This window comes from Streptomyces collinus Tu 365, from assembly GCF_000444875.1.
In the GTDB taxonomy this organism is placed as follows: domain Bacteria; phylum Actinomycetota; class Actinomycetes; order Streptomycetales; family Streptomycetaceae; genus Streptomyces; species Streptomyces collinus_A.
In genome coordinates, this window is sequence record NC_021985.1 from 7,874,417 (window position 1) to 7,893,372 (window position 18,956).

Here is an 18,956-nt window from a genome sequence, read left to right on the forward strand (position 1 = left end):
TCATGCTGTTCGACACGCTGACGGACGCGATCGGCCGCACGCCGCTCGTCCGGCTGCGCCTCGGCGCGGAACGCGGGGTGGAGGTCTACGCCAAGCTGGAACTCCAGAACCTGTTCGCGATGAAGGACCGGGTCGCGCGCAACATCCTCCTGGAGGCCAGAGCGCTCGGCACCCTGCGCCCCGGCGCCCCCGTGGTGGAGAGCTCCTCCGGCACCATGGCGCTCGGTGTCGCCCTCGTCGGCCGCTCCCTCGGCCACGAGGTGCACATCGTCACCGACCCCCGCATCGACCCCGTCACCCTGGCGAAGCTGCGCGCCCTGGGCTGCCGCGTGCACGTCGTCGAGGCGATGACCAGCCACGGCTGGCAGTCCGCACGCCTGGAGCGGCTCGCGGAACTGATGGCGGAACTGCCCGGCGCCTTCTGGCCCCAGCAGTACACCAACCCCGACAACCCCGGCGCCTACCGCGGCCTGGCCCGTGAACTGCTCGACAGCCTCGGCCACATCGACACCCTGGTCGGCGCGGTGGGCAGCGGCGGCTCGCTGTGCGGGACGGGCCGCGTGCTGCGCGAGACGCTGCCCGACGTCCGCGTCGTCGGCGTCGACTGCGTCGGCAGCGCCCTCTTCGGGCAGCCGGACGTGCCGCAGCGGCTGCAGAGCGGCCTCGGCAACAGCCTCCTGCCGAAGAACCTCGACCGCCTGCTCGTCGACGAGGTCCACTGGCTCAACGACCACGAGGCGTTCGCCGCCACCCGCGACCTCGCCCGCGAACAGCAGATCTTCGGCGGCAACACCTCCGGCTCCGTCTACCGCGTCCTCGGCGACCTCGCCCGGCGCGCCGAACCCGGCTCCCGCATCGTCGGCATCCTGCCCGACCGCGGCGACCGCTACGCCGACACCGTCTACAGCGACGACCACTGGGAGGAGCACGCCCTGCACACCCTGCCGGCAGCGGACCGTCCCGCCGTCGTCACCGCCGGGACCGCCGTCACCACCTGGTCCCGGCAGACCTACCGCGCACCCGACGATCTGCGCCGCCACCTCGTGTTCGTCGAGTCCAACACCACCGGCACCGGCATGCTCGCCCTCGACCTCGCCCGGGACACGCTCGGGACCGAGCCCGTGCTGCTGACCGGCGACCCCGGCCGCTACCGGGGGCTGGAGGCCACCGGCGCCGAGGTGATCCGGTGCGACACCAACTCCGACGCGGCGCTGCGGGCCGCGCTCCAGGACCGCTTCCGCCGCGAGGAGATCGCCGGTGTCACCACCACCAGCGACTTCTACGTCCCCGCCGCCGCGCGCCTGGCCCGCTGGCTCGGCCTGCCGGGCAACCCGCCCGAGGCGGTGACCGCCTGCCGCGACAAGTCGGCCCTGCGGGCCCTGCTGCGGCGGGCCGGGGTGCACCAGCCCCGGTACGCGGTGGTGCGCGAGCCCGGAGAGGTGGCCGCGGCCGTCGCGCGGACCGGGCTGCCGTGCGTGGTCAAGCCCGCCGACGACTCCGGCTCGGTCAACGTGCTGCTGTGCACCGACGAGGCCCAGGCCCGCGCCCAGGCCGAGCGGATCCTCGCCGTCACCACCAACGTCCGCGGGATGCCGACCGCGCGGACCGTCCTCGTCGAGGAGTACCTGGACGGCCCCGAGTACAGCGTGGAGATGTTCAGCCAGGACGGCGAGGCGGTCTGCGTCGGCATCACCGCCAAGTCCGTCACGGGCGACCCCCACTTCGTGGAGCACCGCCACCTCTTCCCCGCCCCGCTGCCGGCCGCCACCGCCGAGCGGATCACCGAGACCGTGATGGCCGCCCTGGACGCGGCCGGCATCCGCCTCGGCGCCACCCACACCGAGGTGAAGCTGACCGGGAGCGGACCGGCCGTGATCGAGATCAACCCGCGCCCCGCGGGCGGCATGATCCCCGAGCTCGTCCGGCTGGCCAGCGGCGTCGACCTGCTGGAACAGCAGCTGAAGGCCGCGACCGGACAGGCACCCGACCTCAAGCCCGGCCACGGCGCCCACGCCGGCATCCAGTTCCTGCTCGCCGACGCCGACGGGGTCCTCGACGCCGTCGACGGCGTGGCACGGGCGCGGGCCGTGGACGGCGTCGAAGCGGTGACCGTCACCGTCGCACCCGGCGCCGTGGTCCGCCGCGCACGCAGCGCGGGCGACCGCGTGGGGCACGTCATCGCCTGCCGTCCGGGCCCCGAGCAGGTGACGGCGGCGCTGGACGAGGCGCGGGACCTGCTCCGGCTCACGGTCGGCGAGCCCGCCGGCGCGCGCTGACGGCGGCCGGCCCTCCCCGCCCGCCCCGACCCCTCTCGTGCGCCGTGCGGACCCGTCCGGCGCTCCCCTCCCACCCATCCAGGAGAACCCTCATGAGCAACCCCTTCGAGAACGACGACGCCGTCTACCTGGTCGTCCGCAACGACGAGCTCCAGCACTCGCTGTGGCCCGCCGACCTGCCCGTGCCCGCCGGCTGGACCACGGTCCACGGCCCGGACGGCCGCCAGGACTGCCTCGACTTCGTCGAGCGGAACTGGACCGACATGCGGCCCGCTTCCCTGGTCGCGGCCCTCGCCGGGGACACGGCCCGTGGCTGAGCCCGTACGTCCGCTGCCCGGCCCCGGCGCACCTGACGTACCGGCGGCCGGGACGGCCCTGGCGGGCCGGGCCTCGGCCGGGGCCGAGGCCCTCCCGGACGACACCGCGCCACCTGCCGGGCAGGACACACGTGCCGCCCGGAACGGCGGCGACGGGGCGAGCATGCCGGGCGGCGACTGGATGTCCGGGGCGGCGTCCGCGCCGGAGCACGACGAGGCGTCCGGGCCGGAGCGCCAAGGGGCAGCCGCGCCCGAGGCGTCCGCACCGCACGACGGCGGCTCGTCCGGGGCCGCGTGCGGCTCCGTGGACGCCCTGCGGCGGCTGGTCGCCCAGGTGCTGGGGCTGGCCGCCGACGCCGTCGGGGCCGGGCAGGGGTTCACCGAACTCGGTGGCGACAGCATCCAGGCCATCCAGGTCGTCAGCCGCGCCCGGGCCGCCGGGCTGCTGCTCACCACCCGAGACGTCCTGCGCAGCGACAGCCTCGCCGCGCTCGCCACCACCGCCCGCTCGACGGACGGCCCCGGCGCGGGCGAGGGCCCGGCGGAACCACCGCGGCGCACCGGGCCCGTGGCCGCGACCCCGATCATGGCCTGGCTCGGCGAACTCGACGGCCCCGTCGACACCTACCACCAGTCGCTCGTCGTCCGCACACCCGCGGCATTCCGCGCCGAGCACGCCGTCCGCGTCGTGCAGAGCCTCCTCGACACGCACGACATGCTGCGGCTCACCGTGCCCGGCGGGGCGGGCGCCGCTGCCGCGGAGTGCTTCGTGCCGCCGCCGGGCGGGATCGACGCGCACACCCTCGTCGAGCACGTCCACGCGCCCGACGCCACCGACACCGAGCTGCCGGCCCTCACCGCCGGACGGATCGCGGCCGCCCGGCACTCGCTGTCCCCGGCGGACGGCGTCATGGTGCGCGCCGTCCTCGTCGACCGGGGCCCGCTCCGGCAGGGCCGGCTGGCGCTGGTCGTCCACCACCTCGTGGTCGACGGCGTGTCCTGGCGCATCCTCCAGGACGACCTGCGTACCTGCTGGGAACGGCTCGCCGCGGGGCAGGACCCCGTCCTCGAACCCGCGCCCACGCCGTTCGCCCACTGGGCCGACCTGATCGCCGCCGACGCCACCTCCGGCCGCCGGATGGCGGAGGCGACACGGTGGGCCGAGACCCTGCGCCCCGCCCCCGAACCCCTCGGCGGCATCTGCCCGCTGGACCGCCTCGACCCGGAGAGCGCGGACCGCCGGCTCACCCTCACCCTGCCCCCGGAGGTGGCCGAGCCCCTGCTCACCGCGGTGCCCGGCATCGTCAACGGCACCGTCAACGACGTCCTGCTCACCGGGCTGGCCCTCGCGGTCCTCGCCTGGCGGCGCCCGGTCACGGGCCCGGCGGACGGCGGCACCGTGCTGGTCGATGTCGAGGGCCACGGCCGCCAGGACATCGCCGGCGCCCCCGACCTGTCGCGCACCGTCGGCTGGTTCACCACCGTCCACCCTGTCCGCTTCGACCTCGGCCGGCCCGACCTGGACGACGTCCGCACGGACGGGCCCGCCGCCGGGGCGGTGCTGCGCATGGTCAAGGAAACCTTGCGGGCCGTCCCCGACCACGGCATCGGCCACGGCCTGCTGCGCCACGGCAACAGCCGTACCCGCCCCGCCCTCGCGGCCCTCGGCGTCCCCGAGATCGGGTTCAACTACCTCGGCCGCTTCCCGATGGGCGACAGCGCCGACTGGTCCGCCGCGCCCGGACACGACGTCGCCCTCGACGAGTCCGACGACGGCCTGGCGATGGCCCACGCGGTGGAGGTGAACGCCGCCGCCCACGACGGCCCCGGCGGCACCGCCCTCAGCGCCACCTGGACCTGGGCGGGCAACGCCTGCCCCGACGACCGCGCCCACGCCCTGGCCCACGAGTGGTTCGCCGTGCTGCGCGCCCTCGTGGCGTACGCGGAGCTGCCCGGCGCCGTCGGGCTCACCCCGTCCGACGTGTCCCTGCCCGGCCTCGGCCAGGCCGACCTCGACGCCTTCGAAGCCCAGTTCGGAGAACTGCTGTGATCCCGCTGTCCCACGCCCAGCGCCGCCTGTGGTTCCTCAGCCGCGACGGCGACCCCGGCGGCCAGTACAACATCCCGGTCGGGCTGCGTCTGCACGGCGCCCTCGACCGCGCCGCCCTCACCATCGCCCTCACGGACGTGACCGCCCGGCACGAAGCGCTGCGCACCGTCTTCCCGCACGACGACGGCGTCCCCCGGCAGCACGTCCTCGACCCCGGCACCGCCCCGGACCTGACGGTCACCGCCGCCCCCGCCGACGAGCACCCCCGCCGCGCGCGGGAGGCCGCCGTGCCCTCCTTCGACCTGGCGACCCGACTCCCGCTGCGCGCCCACCTGTTCACCGACGGCGACGAAGACCACTACCTGCTGCTGGTCCTGCACCACATCGCGGGCGACGGCGCCTCCCTCGACGTCCTCCTGCACGACCTGTCCGCCGCCTACACCGCCCGGCTCCTCGGCCGGGAACCGGACTGGCCCGACCTGCCCGTCCAGTACCCGGACTACGCCCTGTGGCGGCACGAGGTCCTCGGCGACCCCGCCGACCCGGACTCCGAGCACACCCGGCAGCTCGACCACCGTGCCCGTGCCCTGGCCGGGCTGCCCGAGGAGCACACCCTCCCCACCGACCGGCCCCGTCCCGCCGTGGCCTCCCACCGTGGCGCCGTCGTCACCGCCGCGACCGGCGCCCGCACCCACGCCCGCCTCGCCGGCCTCGCCCGCGACCGCCGTGCCACCGTCTTCATGACCGTCCAGGCCGCGTTCGCCGCCCTGCTCACCCGCCTCGGCGCGGGCACGGACCTCGCCCTCGGCTGCCCGGTCGACGGCCGCGACGACGAGGCGCTTGAACACCTCGTGGGCCTCTTCGTCGACACCGTCGTGGTCCGGGCCGACACCTCGGGCGGCCCCGCGTTCACCGAGCTGCTCGACCGGGTCCGCGACGCCGCCCTGGACGCCCACGCCCACCGGGACGTGCCGTTCGACGCCCTCGTGGACCGGCTCAACCCGCCCCGGACACCCGGCCGCCACCCCCTGTTCCAGATCGCGGTCGCCGGCCGTCGGGACACCGGCGGCGCGCCCGTCCTGCCGGGCCTGCGGACACGGACGGAGGCCGTGCGCACCGCCACGGCCAAGTTCGACCTGACCCTCGAGGTCGACGAGCGCCTCGACGCGGACGACCGGCCCGCGGGCATCGGGCTCATCCTCGAATACGCCACCGACCTGTTCGACGCCGGCACCGCCCGACTGCTCCTGGACCGGCTGGTCCGCCTCCTCGACGCCGTCGCCGGCGACCCCACCGCTCCGGTCGCCGAGCACGACCTGCTGACCCCCGGTGAGCGCGCCGCCGTCACCGAGGGCTGGCAGGGCGCGCCGGCCGTGGCCCACGACACCACCGTGCACGCCCTGTTCGCGCGGCGGGCCGCGGCCCACCCCGAGCGCACCGCCGTCGTCTGCGGCGACCGGGAGACGGGCTACGGCGAACTCGACGCCCTCGCCGAGCGGGTGGCGGCGGCCCTCGCGGACGCGGGGGTGCGACCCGGCGACACCGTCGCCCTCCTCATGGAGCGGTCGACCGACCTGATCGCCGGCTGTCTCGGCGTGCTGAAGGCCGGGGCGGCGTACCTGCCGCTCGACGCCCGCGCACCGCGCGCCCGTTCCGCGGCGGTCGTGTCCGCGGCGGGGGCGTCGGTCCTCCTCACCGACCCGGGCACCGACACCGACGGCCTCGGCGTCGGGCACGTCCTGCGACCCGGCGAGGACGAGGCCGCCGGCCGTCCCTCCCCGGACGGCCGCGACGACGACACGGCCGGGGCGGTCCCGGTCACCGGGCGCCCCGACGACCTCGCCTACGTGATGTACACCTCGGGCTCCACCGGCACGCCCAAGGGCGTCGCCGTGGCCCACCGCGACATCGTCGCCCTGGCCCTGGACCGGCGCTGGCGCGGCGGCGCCCACGACCGGGTCCTGTTCCGCTCCCCGCACGCCTTCGACGCCTCCACCTACGAGCTGTGGGTGCCACTGCTCACCGGCGGCCTCGTGGTGGTGGCTCCGCCCGGCGACCTGGACGTCGACGGCATCGCCCGGCTCATCGGCGACCAGCGGGTCACCGGGACCTTCCTGACGGCCACCCTCTTCAACGAACTGGCCGACCGCTGCCCGCAGCTGCTGGGCACCCTGCGCGAGGTGATGACCGGTGGTGAGGCCGCCTCCCCGGCCGCCGTACGCCGGGTCCGCGCGCACTGCCCGGACACCATCGTGACCAACGCCTACGGGCCGACGGAGACCACCACGTTCGCCGCGCTGTTCCCGCTGGGCCCCGGGGACGACATCCCGGCCGGCCAGGTGCCGATCGGACGCCCCCTGGACGGCACCCGGCTGCACGTCCTCGACGACCGTCTCGCTCCCGTCCCGCCCGGTGTCACCGGCGAGCTGTACATCGCGGGTGCCGGACTGGCCCGCGGCTACCTGGGACGCCCCGGACTCACCGCGGAACGCTTCACGGCCTGCCCGTCGGGACCGCCGGGCACACGGATGTACCGCACCGGCGACCTGGCCCGCTGGACGCGGGACGGCCAGGTCGAGTACCTGGGGCGCGCCGACCGCCAGATCAAGATCCGCGGGCTGCGCATCGAGCCGGGCGAGATCGAGAACGCCCTGGCGGGCCACCCGGACGTGGGCCGGGCCGCGGTCACCGTCGTGCCGGGCGCCGCCGGTCCGTCGCTCGCCGGGTACGTGGTGGCCGCCGAGGGCAGGTGTCCCGACCCGGTCGCGCTGCGCGCCCACCTGCGGGGCGAACTGCCGGACTGGATGGTCCCCTTGACGATCACGGTGCTCGACCGGTTCCCGGTGACCCCCAACGGCAAGACCGACCTGGCCGCGCTGCCCGCGCCCGGCCCCGCCGCCGGGGAACGGCCCTACCAGGCGCCGCGCGACGACACCGAACGCGCGCTCGCCGGGTTGTGGGAGCGGCTGCTCGGTGTGGAACACGTCGGCGTCCACGACGACTTCTTCGCCCTCGGCGGGCACTCCCTGCTCGCGACCCGCCTCCTCGCGCAGGTGCGGTCCCTCCTCGGTGCCGCCGTCACCGTCCGGGCCTTCTTCGCGGGGCCCACGGTCGCCCGGCTCGCGGAGGCCGCGAGGACCGCCGCCGTGGCCACCCCCGACGACGAGCCCCCGGTCGTGCGCCGCGCCCGCCGCGCAGGCCACGCAGGCCGCGTCTGACCGAACCACCGAACCACCGAACCACCGAACCACCGAACCACCGTGCAGCCGCGGTCCGGCCACCGGCCCAGGACAGTCCGGTCACCGGCCGAGGCGGCCGTCACCCGCCGGCCCACACGGGACGGCCCACCACCCGCCGCCCGACCGGCACTCGCTCACCACCCGAGCATCCGCACCGCACCGCACCGCGCCGGAACGGGCCCGCGAGAGCCCCGCCGAGCCGAGCCCCGGCACGCGCCGGGCACGCCCCCGTCCCCTGCCTCCCCCTACCGTCCCGCACCCACCGACCCCAGGGAACCACCGTGAGCCGTACCCCGTCCGCCGCGTCGCCCGAGCCCGCCGCCGCGCAGCCCGTCCGTTCCGTCCCCTCCACGGCCCCCGCGCAAGCCTCGCCGGCGGTCACCGGGGCGGGGGCCGCGCCCAAGGTCGAGGACGTGCTGCCGCTCTCGCCCCTGCAGGAGGGCATCCTCTTCCACGCGCTCTTCGACGAGCGCGAGCGGGACGTCTACGTGGCGCAGCTCCTGCTCGACCTGTCCGGCCCGCTGGACGCCGGGCGGCTGCGCGCGGCCGCCGACGCCGTGCTGGCCCGCCACGCCGCCCTGCGCGCCGGGTTCCTGCGCCGCGCCTCCGGCGAGCCCGCACAGGTCGTGCGGCGCGAGGCGCCGGTGCCGTGGGAGGAGCGAGACCTGTCCTCGCTCGACGCGCAGGGTCAGGCCGACGCCGTGGCGACGCTGCTCGCCGAGGACCGGTCCCGGCGTTTCGACCTGACGCGGCCGCCGCTGCTCCGCCTCACCCTGCTGCGCACCGGACCGCTCAGCCACCGGCTGCTGTTGACGTACCACCACATCGTGCTGGACGGCTGGTCCTGGCCCGTGCTCGTGCGCGAGCTGCTCGCCCTGCACGACGCCGGACCCGACGGCGCCGAACTGCCCCCGGTCACCCCGTACGCGTCGTTCCTGGGCTGGCTCGGCGACCGTGACACGGACGCGGCCCGCGACGCCTGGGGCCGGGCCCTGGAGGGGCTGGCCGGCGGCAGCCGCACAGCGCCGGTCTCCGGCCCCTCCGCGCTGCTGCCTCACCGCGTCGAGACCGTCCTCACCACCGTCCTCACCGACCGGCTGACCGCCTTCGCCCGCGCCCACCGCATCACCCCGAGCACCCTGCTGCAGGGCTCGTGGGCGCTGCTGCTCGCCAACCGGCTGCGCTCCGACGACGTCGTCTTCGGCGCCGTCGTCAGCGGGCGCCCGGCCGAACTGGCGGGCGTCGCCGACATCGTGGGCCTGTGCATCAACACCGTGCCGGTGCGGGTCCGCGTCGACCGCACCGAGCCCCTGGCCGGTCTGTTCACCCGGCTCCAGGACGAGCAGGCCCGGCTGATCGAGCACCACCACCTCGGGCTCACCGAGATCCAGCGCACCGCCGGGACCGGTGAACTGTTCGACTCCTGCGTGGCCTTCCAGAACTACCCCGTGGACGCCGCCGGTCTCGCCGCGCTGTCCACGGGCGACCTGCGGGTCGTCGCCGTGGACCCGCACGACGCGGCCCACTACCCGCTCACCCTGACCGCGATCCCCGGCGACCGGCTGCGCCTGCAGATCGACTACCGCCCGGACGCCTTCACGGCCGCCGACGCACAGGCCCTGCTCGACCGTCTCGTCCGCCTCCTTCAGGCCGTGGCCGACGACCCGGCCCGCCCGGCGGGAGCCGTGGACCTGCTCTCGCCAGCCGAACGGCAGCGCGTGCTGGTGGAGTTCAACGACACCGGCCGCGACGAGGACTACGCCGAAGTGACGGACCGCGTGCGGCGCCAGGCGCACCTGCGGCCGAACGCCGTCGCGGTCACCGACGAGTCGGGCCGTGAACTGTCGTACGCCGAACTCGTCGTCCGGGCCGACGCCCTGGCCGGGCGGCTGCGGGCGGAAGGAGTGGAGGACGGCGCCCTCGTCGCCGTCCTCGGCGAACCGACGGCCCGCACACCGGTCGCGCTCCTCGCCGTCCTGGGCGCCGGGGCTGCCTACGTGCCGCTCGACCCGGACGGCCCGGTCGTACGCACCGCCGGGCTGCTCACCGCCGGGGCGGTGCCGTGGCTCCTGACGGCACCCGAACAGCGGGCGCGCGCCGAGGAGATCGCCGCGGCCGCCGCACACCCCGTGCGCGTGCTGGACCTGGACGACGGCGCGGGCCGTCCGTCCGGGCAGCCGTCCCGGGACGGCGGCGGACGCGACGCCCTGGCCTACGTGTGCTTCACCTCCGGATCCACCGGCCGCCCCAAGGGCGCCATGGTGCACCGGCGCGGCATGAACAACCACCTGCTCGCCAAGCTCGACGACCTGCGGCTCACCGCCGAGGACGGCGTGGTGATGAACGCGCCGCTCACCTTCGACATCTCCGTGTGGCAGATGCTCGCCCCGCTGATCACCGGCGGCCGCGTCCACCTGGTCTCCCGCGACACCGCCCGCGACCCCGACGCACTGTTCGCGACCGTCGCCCGGCACGGCATCACCGTCATGGAGACCGTCCCCTCCTTCGTGCGCGCCGCCCTCGACCTGTGGGACTCCGGCGTGCCGCAGCCCGCGCTCCCCGCGCTGCGCTGGTTCGTCGTCAACGGCGAGGTGCTGCCGCCGGACCTGTGCACCCGCTGGTACGACCGCCACCCCGGCGCGGCGATCGTCAACGCCTACGGGCTGACCGAGTGCTCGGACGACAACACGCACGCGTTCATCGGCCGGGAGGTGGACGGGCTGCTGGAGCAGGGCCGCCTGCCGGTCGGCCGGCCGCTGCGCAACAACCGGCTCTACATCCTCGACCCGTCGCTGGCACCCGTGCCGCCCGGCGTGCCCGGCGAACTCTTCATCGCCGGCACCGGTGTGGGGCCGGGCTACCTCAACGAGCCCCGTCGCAGCAGCGAGCGCTACGTCCCCGACCCGTTCGCCGGCGAACCCGGCGCCCGGATGTACCGCACCGGCGATCTGGCCCGGCTGCGCGCCGACGGCCAGCTGGACTTCCTCGGACGCCAGGACCACCAGGTCAAGATCCGCGGCAACCGCATCGAACTCGGCGAGGTGGAGACCGCGCTGCGGGCCGTGCCGGACGTCGGGGACGCGGTGGTGACCGTGGACCGCGACGGCGCCGGGCAGCAGCGGCTCGTCGGCTGGTTCACCGGCGAGGCGGACACCGACGACATCCGCGCCGCGCTCACCCGGAGCCTGCCGGCCTACATGGTGCCCTCGCTGCTGTTCGCGCTGCCCGCCCTGCCGCTGACCACCAACGGTAAGATCGACCGCAGGGCCCTGCCCGACCCCGCGGACCTCACCCGCACGGCGGGGCGTCCGCCGGCGAACGCCACCGAGGAAGCGGTCTGCGCCCTCTTCGCCGCGGTCCTCGGCCTCGCCGGAGCCGGACCCGACGACGACTTCTTCGCGCACGGCGGGCACTCCCTCCTCGCCACCCGGCTGGCCGGGCGGCTGCGCAGCGAACTGGGCGCCCGGCTCACCATCCGCGACCTCTTCGAGACCCCCACCCCGGCCGGCATCGCGGCCCGGCTGGCGACAGCACCCGCCCCGGCCCGCCCGGCCCTGCGCCCGCGTGCCCGTGGCTGATCCCCGCCCGGCCCCACCCACCTGGAGGCAGACCCCTGTGCACCCCGACGACATCCCGGTTCCCCTGCGCATCGCACGGCAGGCGGCCCGGACACCCGACGCCACGGCCGTGAGCGCCCCCGAGGGCGAGCTGACCTACCGCACGTTCGACCGCAGGGCCCGTGCCGTGGCCGGGGAACTGCGCGCGGCCGGCGCGGGCCCGGAGGACACCGTGCTCGTCGCAGTGGGCCGGGGCGCCGACTGGGCGGTGGCCGTCCTGGGCATCTGGTACGCCGGTGCCGCGCCGCTGCTCGTCGATCCGGCGGCCCCGGACGAGCGGCTGCGCGCACTGCTGGCCGCCGCCCGCACCCGGTACGCGGTCGTCACCGGGCACGTGGCCGCGGCCGCGCTGCGCCGCCGGTGCGGCGAGGAGCTGTTCTGGGCCGGTACCCGGGGCGAGGCCCCGTACGCCGCCGCGGACCCGGCCGCCGTCGCACCGGGCTCGCTGGCCTACGTCCTGTTCACCTCCGGCTCGACCGGCAGGCCCAAACCGGTCGCCGTCGGCCACGCCGGCCTGGCCCGGCAGACCGCCGTACTCGCCGAGCGCTACGGCCTGACCGCGGCGGACCGCGTGCTCCAGTTCGCCGCACCCGCCTTCGACGTGTCGCTGGAGGAGGCACTGCCGACCTGGTGCACGGGCGGAACGGCCGTGTTCGTCGACGACAACCTGGCCTCGCCCGCCGAACTGGAACCCTTCCTGGCCCGGCGCCAGGTCACCGTCGTCAACCTGCCCACCCCCTACTGGGCCCAGTGGGCCAAGGACGTCGAACGCCGCCCCCGGCCGCTGCCGCCCGCCCTGCGCCACGTCGTGATCGGCAGCGACGCGGGCCGCACCGCGGACCTCGTCCGCTGGTACGCGGCCGGCGGGCCGGACGTGACCAGCGCCTACGGCCTCACCGAGTCGACGATCACGGCCACCTGCCATGCCACGCACCCGGGTCCGTCGGCCGGCACCCCCGACGAGGTCATCCCGCTCGGGGTGCCGCTCGACGGCGTACGGGCCTACGTCCTGGACGAGGCGCTGGAGCCCACCGCGGACGACGCGGCGGGCGAGCTGTACCTCGCCGGGCACTGCCTGGCACGCGGCTACCACGACCGGGCCGCCCTGACCGCCGAGCGGTTCGTCGCCGACCCGTTCGCCGCACCGGGGGAGCGCATGTACCGCACGGGGGACCGGGTACGGCGGGCGCCCGACGGCACCCTGCGCTTCCTGGGCCGCACCGACGACCAGGTCAAGATCCGCGGGCACCGGGTGGAGCTCAAGGAGGTCGAGGCGGCCGTCGCCGCCCACCCGGACGTGGTGGACGTCGTCGCCCGCGCCGTGCCGCACCAGGGCGAACCGCAGGTGGTGGTCTACGTCGCCGCCGTCCCCGGACGGGCCCTGGACGGTGGTGTGTTGCGCCGGGACCTGGCCGCGCGGGTGCCGGGCCACCTCGTCCCGGCCCGGGCGTGCGTCCTGCCCCGTCTGCCGCGCACCCCGGGTGGCAAGCTCGACGTGCGCGGCCTGCCGGACCCGTTCGCGCCGCGGGCGGCCGCCGCACGACCGCCGCTCGCCGAACCCGCCTGAACCACCGACCCGGGCGGGTCCGTCCCGCCGGGCCCGCGCCCACCCACCAGACAAGGAATCCCGTGTCCCAGCCCACCACCGCCCCCGATCCCGCCGCCGGCGCGGACATCGCCGCCCCGCCGGAGGGTGCCGAACCCTCCGCGCGGCAGCGGCGCGACTTCCGCCGCTTCATGGCCTCGCACGTGTGCAACGAACTCGGCAGCAGCATCACGTACGTGGCGCTGCCCCTGACGGCCGTGCTCACCCTGCACGCTTCCGCCTGGGAGGCCGGTGTGCTCGCCGCCGCCGAGAACGCGGCGTTCCTGCTGCTCGGGCTGCCCGCCGGCGCCTGGGTCGACCGGATGCGCCGCCGCGATGTCATGATCGCCGCCGATCTGGCGCGGGCCGTGCTGCTCACGGTCGTGCCGGTGGCCTGGCTGCTGGACGCCGACTCCATGCCGCTGCTGTACACCGTCGCCCTGCTGCTCGGCTGCGCGCGGCTGTTCGGCGACGTGGCCGACCAGAGTTATCTGCCCACGCTGGTCGGCCAGTCCCGGCTGATCCAGGGCAACTCCCGTCTGGAGAGCGTCCGGTCGGGTGCGGAGGTGGCGGGCCCCGGGGTGGCGGGCTTCTTCGTGCAGCTCCTCGGCCCGGCCGGCACCCTGGTCGGGCAGGCCGTCACCTCCCTCACCTCCGTGGCCCTGCTGGGCCGGATCGAGGCACGGGAGGAACGGCCCGCCCCGCGGCCGTCCGGGCACGGCGGCCTGTGGCAGGAGATCAAGGAGGGGCTGCAGCACGTCCTGCACCACCGCGTGCTGCGGGTCATCGCGCTCGGTACGGCCTCGGTCAACCTCTGCCTCAGCGGCGTCTTCGCCCTGGAGACGCTCTTCCTGACCCGCACCGTGGGCCTGCCGCCCGCGGCGGTCGGCTGGATCCTCACCACGGCCTCGCTCGGCTCGGTCCTCGCCGCGCTCGTCACGCGCCGGCTCTCCATGAGGGTGGGCGCGGCCCGGCTGACCTGGCTGTCCCTGCTGGTCACCATGCCCTTCGGTCTGCTGCTGCCGCTGGCCGGACCGGGCTGGCGGGTGGGCCTGTTCGTCATGGGCGTCCTGGTGCAGTCGGCGGGGGTGACCACGTACAACATCTGCCAGGTCGCCTACCGGCAGACCGTCTGCCCGCCGCACCTGCTCGGCCGGATGACCGCCACCATGAGGTTCCTGGTGTGGGGAGTGCTGCCCTTGAGCGGCCTGCTGGCCGGTGCCCTCGGCGAACTGGCGGGAGTGCGCACGGCGTTGTGGATCCTGACGGCCGGACTGGCGGCCACCCCGCTCGTCCTGCTGTGTTCACCCCTGCGGCGGATGCGGGACTTCGACGCTGCCCCGGCTCAGTAGCCGGGGCCGTACCCCAACTGGAAGGCCAGGTGCGCCAGCTGGATGCGGTTGACCAAGCCGGTCTTGCCGCGCAGCCGGCGCACATAGGTGTCGACCGTGTGCGGGCTGAGTCCCATGCGCCGGGCGATGATGCGGTACGTGCAGCCCTGCGCGAGGTGGGCCAGGACCTCCTGCTCGCGGGGCGAGAGCGTGAGGGCGGAGGGGTCGGTCGCGGACATCGCGGACTCCGGCGAGGTGGGGGAGGGCTTCCGGGGGGTGACGGGAACTGTTACGGCTGAAAACGCTCTCGACAGGGTTTCCTTCGAGGAAAGTCCGGTGTTCACTCTGCTCCTTCACGTGTACACGGCGGCGTCATGTGAGCCGACTCGCCGCCGAAGCTGTTCATGAGCAGCCTTTCCGCTTGCTTATGCTGACGCCAGGGGGAGGGCGCCTCACCAAGGTGCCTGGCAGGAAAGCGACCCGGGGTGAAGGTATGCAAAATGGGGCAAAGGTGTTGTCGGATCTCAGTGACGTAGATTTCGACGTCTACAGCTGGGTGCTCCAGCACCGCACGATCGAGGTGGACGCCGTCGCCGGGGGGACCGGGCGCGCCGCGCAGGAGGTCCGGCTCAGCGTGGAGCGCCTGCTCGGCGCCCAGTTGCTGCACCGCAGCCCGGAGGACGACTCCGTGGCCTTCGCGGTGGCGCCGGACACCGCCGCGTCCCGGCTCGCCGCGCCGCTGGAGGAGGAGATCCGCACACGCCAGCGGGAGATCAGCGGCATCCGCGAGGAACTCGGGCGCTTCATGCCCCGCTACCTCCAGCGCCGTTCCGTCGGGGACGCGCTGGAGGTCCTGGAGAACGTCGAGGACGTGCGCGGTGCGCTGAACCATGCCTCGGACCGCTGCCGCCGCGAGGTCCTCACCAGCCAGCCCGGCGGCGGCAGCCGCGTGCCCGAGGCGATGCAGGAGGCGCTGCGGCGGGACGAGGCCATGCTGCGTCGGGGCATCTCCATACGCAGCCTGTACCACCACACCGCCCGCTTCAACGGCCCCAGTCAGGCCTATGTCGCCGCCGCCTCCGCGCTCGGCGCGCAGTACCGCACCGCGCACGAACTCTTCGGCCGGCTCATCGCGTTCGACCGCGAACTCGCCTTCATCCCGGTGCCGGACGGCAGTTGGGGTGCCGTGGTGATCCGGGAGCCCGCCACCGTCGCCTATCTCTGCGACATCTTCGAGCAGACGTGGGACCGCGCCACGCCCTTCTCCAACGCCGTCGGGCAGGGGCTGGAGGAGGTCGCCCGCGAGATCCACGAGACGATCATCCGGCTCCTCGCGGCCGGACTGAAGGACGAGGCCATCGCGCGGCGGCTCGGCATGTCCCTGCGCACCGCGCGCCGGCACATCGCCGACATCATGGAGGAACTCGGCGCCGGAAGCCGCTTCCAGGCGGGCGCCGCCGCGGCGGCACGAGGCCTGCTGGACGACTCCCGGCCCGCGGACCCTGCGGCGCAGGCCACCACGGACTGAACCCGCCGCACGGAACCCCGGTCGAGCCGGTCGCCCGGGGCGGTCCGGCGGCCCGGAGCCGGCGAGGCCGGACGCCGCGCGGGGCGCGGACCGTGGATGACCGGCATCCGTCCGCGCCCCGTTGCCCGGCCGGCCGGGCAACGGGGCGCGCTCCGGCGTCCGTCGGGACCCGACGTCCCCCGAGACCGCCGCCGGGGCGGTGCGCCTGTGCCGTGGGCCCGGCGCCCGTGCCGGGCGGCGACGCCGCGTGTGTCACGGGTTTCAGGGAACGTGTTTCCGTGGCTGGTATCCACGGCGTGCAATGGACGATGCTTCCCCGACGGGGTCGCGCCGGGCGCGACCCGGCGCGCACGGCGGACGCGGTGCAGCCGTTGAGCCGTGCACGGATTGAGGGGCGCAGGATGAACATGCCGGTCGACGGGCCAGTGGCGGGGCTTCCGCAGGGTGGTTCCGGGGACCGGTCACCCGGTCTGCCCGACGGCCCGGCCGGGAACCACCTGCGGGAGACGGCCCTCTTCGTCGCGCTCCACTTCAGCCGTGCCCCCGGCGTTCTGTGGCCGGAACACGATCATCCGCTCCTCGGTGACGGAGGGGACGGCGCGGAGGGCCGTGCCGTACCCCCGGACGTGGGCCTGCTCGCCGCCCAGGTCGCCGCCGCGACGGGTCTCGCGGCCCGCCCGGCGGCCACCGGCGCCCCGCACGGGCACCTGCTGGTCCATCAGGTCGCGGGCGCGACCACCTGGACCGTCGCCGGGACCGGTGAGGACGGGCGGGACACCTCGCTCCGCTACCGCCTGCGCGCGGGTGAGGTGCTCTACGTCCCCGACGGCTGGTCCCGCACCGCCGAGCCCACCCCCGCGGCCCGCTGGACGGTCGTCGTCCTGTGTCCCGACGGGCCGGAGCAGCCAGTGCGACCCGGAACAGGCTGACGGGCAGGGCCCCGGGCCCTGCCCGTCACGCACGGAACGAGGCGTCCCCGAGGGCGCCTCGTTCCGTGCGTTCGCCCCGGCGTGCGTGCCGCCCGGCCGGTGAGACACCCGGCCGGTCGGCACGCACGCCGGTCTTCTCAGCCGCCCCAGGAGGTGTCCGTCGGGGGCTTCGGGCGCTCCCCGAGGCCCATCGCCGCACCGGTCGTCACCTTGACGATGGCCACCTGGTGGTCGCCCGCGGTGACGTGGGTCGCGGGCCCGTCGGACAAGGCGGTCACCGCGCTCCCCAGCAGGGCGGTGGTGAAGGCGGCGGCCACGATGGTCACGGCCGGTGCGAGTCGCTTCGTCATGCTGTTCCCCCAGCAGGTCGGTGGGCCGGCCCGGTTGGTCTGCCCGGGCCGTGCAGTCGTTGTCGTGCAGGACCAACCCTGCCGCCCCGACCGCCCCGCAGCGGTCCGGTCCGCCGCTCATCAAGCTGCCTGGCCCTAAAGTGAGGGGTGGCAAACCTCCCTGTTCCGGGCATTGCGGTCGTCGCTCGGCGTCTCGGGGGAGGACACCATGTCCAACTCCCGCCACACGGGAAACACCAGAGGCGTCACCGTCACCCCGAGGTACACCACACCGACCGTCACCAGGGCGGCCGTCACTCCCCAGGCGTCCAGCACCGGGCCGGCCCCCAGCATGCCGAGCGGGGTGGCCGCCAGGGCGCAGGCCGTGAGCATGCCGAAGACACGCCCGCGCACCTGCTCCGGCACCCGCTCGTAGGCGACGGACATCATGAGCGGACCGAGCACCCCTGACCCCAGCCCCGTCAGCGCGAGCAGCGAGAGCAGCGCCCAGGGCGGCGGTCCGGCGGCGAGCGTCCCGCAGCGCACCGCGCCGACCAGGAGGAACGCGCCGACGAACAGGGACCGGCGCGGCAGGCGGCGTCCGAGCCGGCCGTACAGGGCCGCTCCCAGCAGGGCACCCGCCCCGATCGCGGTGACCATGGCCCCGAACAACGCGCTGCTGTGCAGCACCCGGGAGCCGTACGCCGGGTAGAGCACCCCGTTGAGGGCGCCGTCCAGCGCGTTCGTCACCAGCAGCACGGCGGCCACCGCCCGCACCGGGCGATCGCCGCCCAGGTACGCCCAACCCGCCCGCAGGTCCGCGAGATAGGACGCGGCAGCCCCTCCCGGGGCCGTCCGGCCGGCCTGACGCGGCCGGGACGGCACCAGCGTCACCACCAGCGCACCGCACAGCAGGGCCGCGCCCACGTCGGTGCACAGCGTGCGCACCGGGCCCACGGCGGAGATGAGCAGGCCGGCCAGCGGCGCGCCGGCCATCAGGCCGGTCCGCCGGGCGGCCTCGACCGCGCCGGTGCCCGCCTCCACCGTGACCGAGGCCCTCTCCAGGACGTCGGGCAGCAGCAGTTGTCGTGCGGTCTCCGCCGGGCCGCGGGCCGCCCCCACGGCGAAGGCCAGCACGGCGAGCACCGGCAGGGCCAGCACGTCCAGGGAGTGCAGCAGCGGGATCAGGGCGAGCGCCGACGCGGTGAGCAGGTCGGCGCCCGCGCTCACGGCCCGGGCCGGCAGCCGGTCGGCCACCGGGCCGGCCAGCACCGCCGAGCACAGCAGGCCCGCGGTTTCGGCCGCCGCGACCAGCCCGGTCCAGGTGCCGCTGCCGGTGGCGTGCAGCACGAACCAGGGGACGGCCACCAGGGTTGCCGCCATTCCCAGCGCCGACACGGCGGCGACGCTCACGAGGGCCGTCAGCGGTGCTGTGCGCCGGGAAGGCGGTGAAATTCGTCGGTTCATCGTGGTCCATTCCTCGCGGCAGACGCACGCCGCCCGGCGCTCCGATCCGAGGGAGCGCCGGGCGGCACGGTGCCGTCGGTCGTCGGTCAGCCGGCCATGCTCAGCCGCAGGCTGAGCGGGCGCATGTCGGTCCACACCCGCTCGATGTGGGCCAGGCACTCCGCACGGGAGCCGCGCACGCCCTGCGGGTGCCAGCCGGCCGGGACGGGCCGGTCCGCCTCCCACAGGGAGTACTGCTCCTCGTCGTTGGCCACGACCAGGTACTGACGGGTCGTCTCGTCGCTCATG

General features: G+C 75.6%; 13 protein-coding genes. 9 read left to right on the plus strand and 4 right to left on the minus strand.

Features of this window, described 5'->3' with window-relative positions:
• Positions 1–2 precede the first annotated feature (2 nt).
• From B446_RS33840 to B446_RS33870, 7 genes are all read left to right on the plus strand, one after another.
• Complete coding sequence (locus B446_RS33840; protein ID WP_020937630.1) at positions 3–2,276, plus strand: pyridoxal-phosphate dependent enzyme; 2,274 nt, start codon at positions 3–5, stop codon at positions 2,274–2,276.
• Between the two features lie 92 nt (positions 2,277–2,368).
• Positions 2,369–2,593 (plus strand): MbtH family protein, encoded by a 225-nt coding sequence (locus B446_RS33845; protein WP_020937629.1) that lies wholly within the window; start codon positions 2,369–2,371, stop codon positions 2,591–2,593.
• Positions 2,586–4,643, plus strand: a complete 2,058-nt coding sequence (locus tag B446_RS33850; protein WP_020937628.1) for a condensation domain-containing protein — start codon at positions 2,586–2,588, stop codon at positions 4,641–4,643. Before B446_RS33845 ends, B446_RS33850 begins: the two co-directional genes overlap by 8 nt.
• Positions 4,640–7,861, plus strand: a complete 3,222-nt coding sequence (locus B446_RS33855; RefSeq protein WP_020937627.1) for a non-ribosomal peptide synthetase — start codon at positions 4,640–4,642, stop codon at positions 7,859–7,861. Before B446_RS33850 ends, B446_RS33855 begins: the two co-directional genes overlap by 4 nt.
• A gap of 302 nt (positions 7,862–8,163) precedes the next feature.
• Positions 8,164–11,460: a non-ribosomal peptide synthetase gene (locus tag B446_RS33860; RefSeq protein ID WP_020937626.1), complete on the plus strand. Its 3,297-nt coding sequence runs from the start codon at positions 8,164–8,166 to the stop codon at positions 11,458–11,460.
• A gap of 37 nt (positions 11,461–11,497) precedes the next feature.
• Complete coding sequence (locus B446_RS33865; protein ID WP_020937625.1) at positions 11,498–13,066, plus strand: amino acid adenylation domain-containing protein; 1,569 nt, start codon at positions 11,498–11,500, stop codon at positions 13,064–13,066.
• Between the two features lie 62 nt (positions 13,067–13,128).
• Positions 13,129–14,436 carry an MFS transporter gene (locus tag B446_RS33870; RefSeq protein ID WP_020937624.1) on the plus strand — a complete coding sequence of 436 codons (1,308 nt, stop codon included), beginning with the start codon at positions 13,129–13,131 and terminating at the stop codon, positions 14,434–14,436.
• On the opposite strand, the gene B446_RS33875 is transcribed toward B446_RS33870, so the two are convergent.
• Positions 14,430–14,654, minus strand: coding sequence for a response regulator transcription factor (locus tag B446_RS33875; RefSeq protein WP_020937623.1), 225 nt, complete (start codon positions 14,652–14,654; stop codon positions 14,430–14,432). The two genes, B446_RS33870 and B446_RS33875, sit on opposite strands and share 7 nt — an antisense overlap.
• Before the next feature lie 275 nt (positions 14,655–14,929).
• On the opposite strand from B446_RS33875, the gene B446_RS33880 reads away from it, so the two are divergent.
• Positions 14,930–15,943 (plus strand): helix-turn-helix transcriptional regulator, encoded by a 1,014-nt coding sequence (locus B446_RS33880; RefSeq protein WP_020943805.1) that lies wholly within the window; start codon positions 14,930–14,932, stop codon positions 15,941–15,943.
• Positions 15,944–16,344: 401 nt separating this feature from the next.
• Positions 16,345–16,872 carry a hypothetical protein gene (locus tag B446_RS33885; RefSeq protein WP_043474499.1) on the plus strand — a complete coding sequence of 176 codons (528 nt, stop codon included), beginning with the start codon at positions 16,345–16,347 and terminating at the stop codon, positions 16,870–16,872.
• A 137-nt stretch (positions 16,873–17,009) separates the two neighbouring features.
• Here B446_RS33885 and B446_RS38495 read toward each other — a convergent pair whose 3' ends face one another.
• The 3 genes from B446_RS38495 to B446_RS33900 all read right to left on the minus strand — a co-directional run bounded on the left by B446_RS38495 (position 17,010) and on the right by B446_RS33900 (position 18,955).
• Positions 17,010–17,222 carry a hypothetical protein gene (locus B446_RS38495; protein WP_020943806.1) on the minus strand — a complete coding sequence of 71 codons (213 nt, stop codon included), beginning with the start codon at positions 17,220–17,222 and terminating at the stop codon, positions 17,010–17,012.
• 135 nt (positions 17,223–17,357) lie between these two features.
• Positions 17,358–18,599, minus strand: a complete 1,242-nt coding sequence (locus tag B446_RS33895; protein ID WP_420010335.1) for an MFS transporter — start codon at positions 18,597–18,599, stop codon at positions 17,358–17,360.
• 155 nt (positions 18,600–18,754) lie between these two features.
• Entirely contained in the window at positions 18,755–18,955 is a 201-nt protein-coding gene (locus B446_RS33900; protein WP_020937618.1) for an MbtH family protein, read from the minus strand.
• Position 18,956: the final 1 nt, after the last annotated feature.

Bases quoted from the DNA above. Each gene is read 5' to 3' on its own strand.
- B446_RS33900 (WP_020937618.1), bottom strand. From the start codon at position 18,955: ATGAGCGACGAGACGACCCGTCAGTACCTGGTCGTGGCCAACGACGAG.
- B446_RS33840 (WP_020937630.1), top strand. From the start codon at position 3: ATGCTGTTCGACACGCTGACGGACGCGATCGGCCGCACGCCGCTCGTC.
- B446_RS33885 (WP_043474499.1), top strand. From the start codon at position 16,345: ATGAACATGCCGGTCGACGGGCCAGTGGCGGGGCTTCCGCAGGGTGGT.
- B446_RS38495 (WP_020943806.1), bottom strand. From the start codon at position 17,222: ATGACGAAGCGACTCGCACCGGCCGTGACCATCGTGGCCGCCGCCTTC.
- B446_RS33845 (WP_020937629.1), top strand. From the start codon at position 2,369: ATGAGCAACCCCTTCGAGAACGACGACGCCGTCTACCTGGTCGTCCGC.
- B446_RS33875 (WP_020937623.1), bottom strand. From the start codon at position 14,654: ATGTCCGCGACCGACCCCTCCGCCCTCACGCTCTCGCCCCGCGAGCAG.